This window comes from Aquimarina agarilytica ZC1, assembly GCF_000255455.1.
Classification (GTDB): domain Bacteria; phylum Bacteroidota; class Bacteroidia; order Flavobacteriales; family Flavobacteriaceae; genus Aquimarina; species Aquimarina agarilytica.
The window spans coordinates 1-8,696 of record NZ_JH621308.1 but is presented as its reverse complement, the minus strand read 5'-3'; the positions used below and the strand labels follow the sequence as shown (position 1 = coordinate 8,696).

The window sequence follows — 8,696 nt, the reverse complement described above, 5'->3', positions numbered from 1 at the left end:
CAAAATAGTAATAATTAACGAGGCAAGCCTCGAGGTATTAAACCTGATAGCGAATAAAAAACCTTACGGTGAATACGACAAGGAAAAACCTGCAATTATAGGGGAATTGTCATTTATATTTTTGCCATTTATTGTAATTTTAATTATAAATCTAAATAAAGAAAATTTTTCGGATTTATTACAAACAGCTGATTGGTCTTTAGCTTCTGCTATTTTATTTGGACAAACAATTGTAAAATTAATAATGGGAGTTTCTGCACAAGAACATTCGTTCGAATATCAACGTTTTGGATTACTATCAGCTCTGATTATAGTTTTAGGATTAATACCTTCTGTAGTAATAATAGGAGTTTTTGAAACTACAGGAAAATTAGGACTTGGACTGATAATCCTACAATTTGTTCTTTTAATTATAGCAGTATGGGCTTTTATAATACTGGGAACAATTGGTCAACATTTATATTCATCAGCATTCAAAAATAAGATTGCTAAAATGTTAGGAATAAATAAAAAAAGTGATGTTGAAAAATAACTACGCACAACACAGGTATAAAAAACATAGCTAATTAAGTGCTAAACCGAAAGGCTTGTATTCTATTTGCTGAGACCGCCAAGTTTTTAATTTGGCTTTAAAACTAAAAAATTAAATCAAAATATAAAAAATTGGCTCTGTACTAAACCCGAAATGTAGTATCTTTTATACGCTACGTTTCATACACTTAGCCGTTAGCTGTAAGCAAAAAAACTCATATCAATATAATACAAATGAAAAATAATGAATATTGATGAATATAAAGAAGAGCTTTTGAAAATATCAAACGATAAAGATAGAGTTTCATTTGTCCAAAAATTTTTTTTCAATGGAACTCCCTTTGTTTTTAAGGACAGAGATCACGAATATTATGATTTTTCAAAAAAAATTGCAGATAACTTTAATATACAATACAACGATGTAAATATTGTTGGTTCTTCTCGCTTTGGCTTTAGTCCTTATAAATTTACTGAATTTTCGTATGAATCTGATATAGACGTTACTTTATGTAATGAAAATTTATTTGACCAATTTTTTGAACTTATTTCTGATTACACATATAAAATACGTTATCGAGAAATTCTTTTAAGAAAAGACCAATACAATAGATATGTGAAATTTGTAAAATATTTTAGTACTGGATGGATGAGACCTGACTTACTTCCTTCAAATACAACTGAATTTAAAGAAATCAGAGAGCAGTGGGACAATTTTTTTAAAACAATGTCTTATGGTAATTCAGAAGTAGGAAATTATAAAGTAAAAGCTGGTTTATTCAAAAATCAATCTTTTGCTGAAAAATATTACAAAAGCAGTATAAACCAGCTTCAAAAAACAATAATAAACTAAACAATGGCAAAACAAATTCAAGCTCAACCGGATAAAAAAACTATTTCGGATTTAATTGGAAAAATTCAACGAAGTGAATTAATTCTACAGCCAGAATTCCAAAGAGGTTTTGTCTGGACTCCAGAACATATGGAGAATTTTATTAAAACAATATTAGATGGCTATCCATTTCCTGAAATTTATATTTCACAAAAAGGAATTGACTTAGAAACACTTTCTACTCAAAATGTTGTAGTTGATGGACAGCAAAGATTAACTACTATTAAAAGGTATATTGAAGGTACTCATAGTTTTGAAAAAAATATTCCTAAGTTTTCAAGTTTATCTAACCCTGAAAAGACAGATTTTCTTAATTATGATGTTACTGTAAGAGATTTAAAAGATGTATCTCCTGAAACAATGATTGAAATTTTTCATAGAATAAATTCAACAAAATTCACATTAACTGCTATTGAAATTAATAATGCTATTTATGACGGACAGTTCATAAAATGTGCCAAAGAAATATTGAAAATTTTCGAAGACATTGAATTCAAAGTGCCAATTTTTAGTGAAAGTGAATTAACTAGAATGGCTGATTTACATTTTGTACTTCTAATAATGTCTACAATAGAAGAAGGTGGTTACTTTCCTTCTGACAATGAAGTAGAAAGATATATTGCATCATTTAACAATGAATACGATAATTTTGAAACAATGAAAGAAAAGATATCCAAAACTATTTTGGATATAAATAACAGTAGTTTAGAATCAGACTCTATGTGGTTTCGAAAATCGAATTATTTCACTATGCTTTGTGAGCTTTTATGGAGTAATAAGAACATCAATGATTTAGTTGTTGACTTAAACGAATTTGAAAAAAATGTAATGGCTAATAAAAGAGAAAATAAAAATAATAATCCCTATGCTTTATATTATGCTAATATGTATGCCGGAACCAATAGTCGAAATGCAAGAGTCAGAAGAGCTGAAATATTGAAAGAGTTTACCGGTATAGCCAACAGCTAGTCGAGTAGGCAAAAGGGAATTTCACCCCTAAACTGATGTAGTCATTCTCTTTTTATCGATTTAGTCTTATTGTTGTCCCTAAATAGGACTTCTGAGCCAACTGCCACTAAAAAAAATTAATTATGCTTCATTTACAAGTTTAAAGACATTATTTTTGATACTATCAAATGATACTATCACAATGAAACCACCCTATGATATTACTTCACTTATTTTAAAATTGATAAGTAGCATTTCAGAAAAATTAGGAGAGATAAATGCTAATTTCCTAGACAAACCATCTCCTACTCTACGAAAGCAAAATAAAATTAGAACTATTCATTCTTCTTTAAAAATCGAAGGAAATACCTTATCCGAGGAGCAAATAACAGCTCTATTAGAAAATAAAAGAGTTCTTGGGCCAGAAAAGGATATCAAAGAAGTGCTTAACGCCATAAAAACCTATGAATTAATTAAAAATTATAATTCTACTAAAGAAAGTTCATTTCTGGATGCTCACAAAAATTTAATGGATGATCTAATAGTGGACTCAGGAAAGTATAGAAAACAAGGCGTTGGAATAGTGAAAGGTTCAAAAATAGAGCATTTAGCTCCACCATACCAAAATGTACCATTTTTAATGAAGGATTTGTTTGAGTACTTAAAAAGTGATGAAATTGAGTTAATAAAAAGTTGTGTATTCCATTACGAAATGGAGTTTATACATCCATTTATTGATGGTAATGGAAGAATGGGAAGGTTGTGGCAAACTTTGATCCTAATGACCAAATACCCTGTTTTTGAATATATCCCTTTTGAAACTTTAATAAGTAAAGATCAAGACAAGTATTACAAAGTTTTAGCAGACTGTGATAAAGCTGGTAAATCTACATTGCTTATTGAGTATATGCTTGATGTTATAAATAAATCTTTATCCGAGCTACTCAACTTCAATAACAGAAATTGGAATACAGAACAGAGACTTAATTATTTCATTTCTTTTGATATAAAAGAGTTTACTCGTAAAGTGTATATGGATACTTTCAAAGACATATCATCATCAACCGCAAGTAGAGATTTAAAGAAAGGAATAGAACTAAATATTTTTATAAGAGAAGGAGAAAAAAATAAAACTATATATAAAATTAATGGACACAACAACTAGATGCTCACCATTAAAAAACACCTTTTTAATGAAACTGATGGTCACTGCGGACTTCAATTGAAAACGTGGTATCGCGAAAACGAAAAATCAAATTAGTTATCTATCAACGACCTCAAATCGGAATATCCAAGCGCAAGTATTTTAAAAGATAACCGAATTGTATTTAACATCAAAGTAAACGAATACAGACTGATTGTTAAATCTAATTTTGAGTATCAACTTGCGTATGCACGCTTTTTTTTATAGTAAATCAACTTAAATTAAACCTAAAAATAGGTTTTAGACAAACTGACGTTATCAACAATAAAATTCTTATAAAAATTTATCCTTAAAAAATATTGATGTAAATTTGATTCAATTACGAACCAATTACATTAATTATGATAAGACAAAGCATTTCTTTCACACAACCAAATGATGAATGGTTAAAGTCACAGGTAAACAGTAAAGAATATTCTAGTAAAAGTGAATTAATTAATGACTTGATTAGACAAGCTAGAAATCAGCAAACTCAAATAGATTGGATTAGAGCTAAACTTGATAGAACTGAGCAAAGTGGATTTACAAATGACTCAAAACAAGATATATTAGCAGAAGCAAAATTAAGACTGAATGGCTAAATATAAATTGAGTAACGAAGCCAAATATGACTTAATACGAATCTATAAATATGAAGTTAAAAAATTTGGAGAGACTCAAGCAGATAAATATTTTAATTCATTCTTTGAGTGTTTTAATACTATAGCAAATAGACCATTTTCTTTCGAAACTGTTGATTATATAAAAAGTGGATACAGACGCTGCCCATGTGGAGTTGATAGCATTTATTATAAATTAAATAATGAAAATATTGTAGAAATAATGGCTATTGTAAGGCGACAAGATTTAAAGACATTCTTTGAACATAATGAAAGTTGATAATCGAGTAAGTTGACAGCTCTCACCATAATCAAGAAGCGTAAGTCGCTCACTCCACTAAGCCTATGGATCGCGTACTTGGCGGGCTTATTTCATTTCAGTCATTAAGTTACCTCAAGCAATCTTAGCACTTACTTTACTTAGAAGCATTACTTCTTCATATTAGGAACTCGCAGCCTTTGGGACATTATTTTAAAGAAATGTATTCACTATCTAAGGTCTGCATAAGGTGTAAACACAATGATTTTTAGTGCTTTGTCTCAACATATAAAAGCAACAAAGAACTATCCAGAAAAGCTTAAAAAATCAATAAATCTTAATTTTTAACTATAATTGCAATACATCTATGAGTGGCACTGTTTGACCGAAATCACTGGCATGGTCACTCCGAAATAGCCAGATACCTATAGTTGGTATATTTAAGTTGTATTATTTTGAGTTATGGCTAAAAACACATCAATATTACTTGGAGAATATTTTGACAATTTTATAAGTCGTCAAATCAAAACAGGAAAGTATTCTTCTGCAGGTGAAGTCGTAAGAGCAGCTTTGAGAATGTTCGAACACGAAGAATCAAAAAAGACAGAATTAATAAAAAAACTGAAAAAAGGAGAAAAATCAGGTTTTGTAGAGCACTTTGATAGAAATAAACTTTTGAAAAGCCTTCATAAAAAACATCTGACTGAATAATGCAATACAAAATCAGTCAAAAAGCAAATCGAGTTATCGAGAATATTTGGCTTTAGACATACAAAAACTGGTCTCTAGAACAAGCCGACAGATACTTCAACTCTATATTAGACGAAATCGAATACCTGGTCCAAAACCCAGAGTCGGGAAAGAATTATAATCAGGTAAGAAAAAGTTATTACCGATCTCGTATAAAATCTCATTTCATTTTCTATAAAATTAATCTAAAAAAAGAAGAAATTGAAGTTATTAGGATTTTACATCAGAAAATGGATATTGAAACACGACTTAACGAATAAAAATAAGTGTAATTAATCCAGTAAACGGCTCTCGGCATAATTGAGGAGCGTACGCCTCATATCACCAAGCCTAAGGGTCGCTCACTTAGCTGGTTTATTTTGTCTCAGCTATTGGTTATCCCTCCCAACCTTGACACTTCTTTTACTTAGGGTTGTTACTTCCTTATTTAGAGACCGTAGCCTTTGAAACATTCTTTTAATGAAATGTATTCACTATTTAAAGTATACACATTATGTGAATCTCATTACAAAACAAAAAGCTTACGCTAAATTTAAATATATTGTTAGCCCTATTTAAACTAGCCAAAAGTTGTGTTATTTATAAAAAATCAATCATTTTTGCCGTAAACAAAATAACCACAATGATTAGAATAGCTTTATTCATTTGCATAACCTTTTTTACAAATATTATTACAGCACAAATCTTTGATAAAAAACCTAAATGCTCCAAGGAGATTTTTTTATTATCGGACCTCGATACAATATCAAATAAAACCAAAGAGTATAAAGCTCTAAAATGTGTTAGTAGAAAGAATTTAGGAGTTAGATTAGGTATTGGTGTATCGGGGTATCAATATGATGATAAAACCAAAAGTGTAATAGGTAATCATGGAGGACCTAATTTTAATCTTTCTATTGCCTATGACAAATTGAACATAGGAGCTAGATTTAAACCTTGGACTTTTAACCCTAAGCAAGAACTAGAAGTTGAAAACAAAACCTTACCTGAAACAGCAAAAGTTAATATTATAAAACTAGATTACTATGCTGGATATTCAATTGATCTTAAAAAACTATACTCTATAGAACCATATTTGGGTTACAATAGTTCACTTTTAAAAGTTATTAATGAAGACGAATTAGGCGAAACCTTTGCTTTTGAAAAAAGAGCTGGAGGTTTTTTATTTGGCTCAACATTTAACAAATACTTCGAATTTCAGGATTTTAGTTATATAGCAGCTTTTATAGATATTGGATATGCCACTACTGATCTATCTAAAATTCATCCAGAGTTAGGCAAAGGATATTTTGAGTTTAGTGTTGGTATTGCTGTCAAAGGATTTGCTAAAAAACAGAACTATAAAAAAATAAACTAGGACTAATCGAGTAAACGACTCTCACACCACCAAGCTTACGGACCGCATACTTGGTGGGTTTATTTTATCCCCCTCAGTCAACCTTACCACTTAAATTACTTAGGAGCCTTACTTTTTCATATTAGGAACTCTCACCCTTTAGGACATTCTGTAAATGAATTATATTTACTATTCAAGGCACACACAATGTATAAAACATAGCTATTAACTGCTTAACTGAAAGGTTTGTGAATATTTAGAAAGTCCGCAAAATTTTCAAATTGGCTTTTAAAAGAGAAAAAATAAAATATAAAATTCGGCTCTGTGTTAATCCGAAAAGTTAGTGTCTTTTTGTTCGCTAGGTTTCAAACACAAGACCATTAGCAAATATTAAAATCAAGTATGTCTAAATATATACTATCATTAGTACTGATTCCTCTTTGTTTTATTAACTGCAAAAAAAAGGCAGATAATAGCCTTATTTATTCAACAGAAAAAAATGAGATTGAAGAAATCGAAATAGAACTTCCTCAATTATTAAAATGGACAGAATCTTATTCAAACTCTGAAATTAAAAGGCGATTTGACGCAGAGGCACAAGATGGAACCAAAATACTTGGAGTTTATATACCAAATGAAATAGCTCAAATTAATGTAGATAGTCTAGAATATATCGACTTTGACAATTATTCTATATTTTTCATTCGAAATCATGAACAGAAATGGAAAATCAAAAATAATGATATGCAGAGAATCTTTAATATACACCTTGACAAAGCTAATGTTGAAATGCTTGACATCGACGAAACTATAAAAAAAGCTCATAAAGATTCTACATTTATAAAGCCAGAAAAATTCTATTTCCTAAGAGATTATAAAAGCCATGATAATGCATATACCGCAATACAAATAATTAAACCTTTTCTAAATGATCATAATGATATAAAAGTATATGCTTATAACATTATAAACATCAAAAACCACTTAGTTTATGGAGGTTACTATCTTGATTTTAAAGGAAAAAAATCTATTCATAAAGCAATAAAAAATAACGAATTGATTATATCAAAATTTATAGATAAAAACTTAAAATAACATTTTCTAGTCAAGTAAACCGCTCTCCCCATAATTGAGGAGCGTACGCCTTTCACACCTCCAAACGTAAGGGTCGCGTACTTGGCAGACAGGCTCAACACATATTTTCATGTCAAATAGTTTATCTAATCAATAATAAAATTTATCATTTAAGTCATACATATCATTTTGATTAGTCGCTACTTTGAATTAAGTTAGTTACAAGCAAATACACACACATTAGCATTAACTAAGAAAATTGAAATGAAAATTAGAGAAGCTCATAGAAATCAATATACCATTTCAACTGACAAGGATAAATTAGATATTTTGAGCATTCACAAATTCCTTGCAAATGAAACTGATTGGGCTAACGGAATTCCAATCAATACTTTGAAAACATCAATTGAAAACTCTTTAAATTTTGGACTTTATTACCAAAACAAGCAAATTGGCTTTGCTAGAATAATTTCGGACTATTCAACTATTGCATATTTAGGAGATGTTTATGTTCTCAAAGAATATAGAGGAAAGGGGTTAAGTAAATGGCTGATAAATGAAATAATGGAGCACCCTAATCTTCAAGGATTAAGACGCTGGATTTTATTAACTGACACAGCGGAATGGCTTTACAAAAAATTTGGGTTTACTGAAATACCTAAGCCTGAATTTTATATGGAGAAACATAACCCAAATGTATATAACTGAGTAAATAAAACTAATGCAAAAAAAGCTAACTATTCCAAAAGCCCTTAATTTTAAAAAATAAGCTTTAAAATAAACAATTCTAAGAAGTCTTAGCTTATGCTTTAAAAAGTAAACTTGTGAAATTATGAGGGCTTAAAAATAGTATCTTTACAATAAACTACTCAAATACAACTAATGCGTCAAATAAGCTCTACCATATTAATACTAATTTGCATGCTATCGGTAACATGTAATGCTCAAAAAAAGTATTCTAAAGGAAACCAAAAAAAACTATGGAAAATTACTAATTACAAAACCGGAGACATTCCTAATTGTTTAAAATTTATTCCATCGATAAAGTAACCATCCGATCAACTACACTGTAATATTTTCTTGATATCCGGGAAGTAGTTCTTCAA

General features: G+C 29.5%; 11 protein-coding genes and 1 pseudogene. All 12 read left to right on the top strand.

The window, feature by feature from the left end:
* Nucleotides 1–532, top strand: a 532-nt coding sequence (locus KQA_RS0217815) for a hypothetical protein (protein WP_010182979.1), incomplete at its 5' end; no start/stop codon positions are given.
* A 243-nt stretch (nucleotides 533–775) separates the two neighbouring features.
* Nucleotides 776–1,381, top strand: a complete 606-nt coding sequence (locus KQA_RS19280) for a hypothetical protein (protein WP_010182978.1) — start codon at nucleotides 776–778, stop codon at nucleotides 1,379–1,381.
* 3 nt (nucleotides 1,382–1,384) lie between these two features.
* On the top strand, nucleotides 1,385–2,389 hold the full coding sequence (locus KQA_RS0217805) for a GmrSD restriction endonuclease domain-containing protein (RefSeq protein WP_010182977.1): 1,005 nt from the start codon (nucleotides 1,385–1,387) through the stop codon (nucleotides 2,387–2,389).
* Nucleotides 2,390–2,570: 181 nt separating this feature from the next.
* Nucleotides 2,571–3,533 carry a Fic family protein gene (locus tag KQA_RS0217800; protein WP_010182976.1) on the top strand — a complete coding sequence of 321 codons (963 nt, stop codon included), beginning with the start codon at nucleotides 2,571–2,573 and terminating at the stop codon, nucleotides 3,531–3,533.
* 102 nt (nucleotides 3,534–3,635) lie between these two features.
* Complete coding sequence (locus KQA_RS20925) at nucleotides 3,636–3,779, top strand: type II toxin-antitoxin system HigB family toxin (RefSeq protein ID WP_262482172.1); 144 nt, start codon at nucleotides 3,636–3,638, stop codon at nucleotides 3,777–3,779.
* A gap of 134 nt (nucleotides 3,780–3,913) precedes the next feature.
* Complete coding sequence (locus KQA_RS0217795) at nucleotides 3,914–4,153, top strand: ribbon-helix-helix domain-containing protein (protein ID WP_010182975.1); 240 nt, start codon at nucleotides 3,914–3,916, stop codon at nucleotides 4,151–4,153.
* Nucleotides 4,146–4,451, top strand: a complete 306-nt coding sequence (locus tag KQA_RS0217790) for a type II toxin-antitoxin system RelE/ParE family toxin (RefSeq protein ID WP_010182974.1) — start codon at nucleotides 4,146–4,148, stop codon at nucleotides 4,449–4,451. Before KQA_RS0217795 ends, KQA_RS0217790 begins: the two co-directional genes overlap by 8 nt.
* A 441-nt stretch (nucleotides 4,452–4,892) precedes the next feature.
* Nucleotides 4,893–5,141, top strand: coding sequence for a type II toxin-antitoxin system ParD family antitoxin (locus KQA_RS0217785; RefSeq protein WP_010182973.1), 249 nt, complete (start codon nucleotides 4,893–4,895; stop codon nucleotides 5,139–5,141).
* A gap of 71 nt (nucleotides 5,142–5,212) precedes the next feature.
* Nucleotides 5,213–5,440, top strand: a pseudogene (locus tag KQA_RS20850) (type II toxin-antitoxin system RelE/ParE family toxin); the annotation flags it as partial.
* A 362-nt stretch (nucleotides 5,441–5,802) separates the two neighbouring features.
* A complete protein-coding gene (locus KQA_RS0217780; protein WP_157366767.1) occupies nucleotides 5,803–6,537 on the top strand; it encodes a hypothetical protein in 735 nt (244 codons plus the stop codon).
* A gap of 381 nt (nucleotides 6,538–6,918) precedes the next feature.
* Nucleotides 6,919–7,611: a hypothetical protein gene (locus KQA_RS0217775; protein ID WP_010182971.1), complete on the top strand. Its 693-nt coding sequence runs from the start codon at nucleotides 6,919–6,921 to the stop codon at nucleotides 7,609–7,611.
* Nucleotides 7,612–7,854: 243 nt separating this feature from the next.
* Entirely contained in the window at nucleotides 7,855–8,298 is a 444-nt protein-coding gene (locus tag KQA_RS0217770; RefSeq protein ID WP_010182970.1) for a GNAT family N-acetyltransferase, read from the top strand.
* Nucleotides 8,299–8,696 lie beyond the last annotated feature (398 nt).

Coding starts and splice junctions, on each gene's coding strand:
- KQA_RS19280 (WP_010182978.1), top strand. CDS start 776: ATGAATATTGATGAATATAAAGAAGAGCTTTTGAAAATATCAAACGAT.
- KQA_RS0217805 (WP_010182977.1), top strand. CDS start 1,385: ATGGCAAAACAAATTCAAGCTCAACCGGATAAAAAAACTATTTCGGAT.
- KQA_RS0217800 (WP_010182976.1), top strand. CDS start 2,571: ATGAAACCACCCTATGATATTACTTCACTTATTTTAAAATTGATAAGT.
- KQA_RS0217795 (WP_010182975.1), top strand. CDS start 3,914: ATGATAAGACAAAGCATTTCTTTCACACAACCAAATGATGAATGGTTA.
- KQA_RS0217790 (WP_010182974.1), top strand. CDS start 4,146: ATGGCTAAATATAAATTGAGTAACGAAGCCAAATATGACTTAATACGA.
- KQA_RS0217785 (WP_010182973.1), top strand. CDS start 4,893: ATGGCTAAAAACACATCAATATTACTTGGAGAATATTTTGACAATTTT.
- KQA_RS0217780 (WP_157366767.1), top strand. CDS start 5,803: ATGATTAGAATAGCTTTATTCATTTGCATAACCTTTTTTACAAATATT.
- KQA_RS0217775 (WP_010182971.1), top strand. CDS start 6,919: ATGTCTAAATATATACTATCATTAGTACTGATTCCTCTTTGTTTTATT.
- KQA_RS0217770 (WP_010182970.1), top strand. CDS start 7,855: ATGAAAATTAGAGAAGCTCATAGAAATCAATATACCATTTCAACTGAC.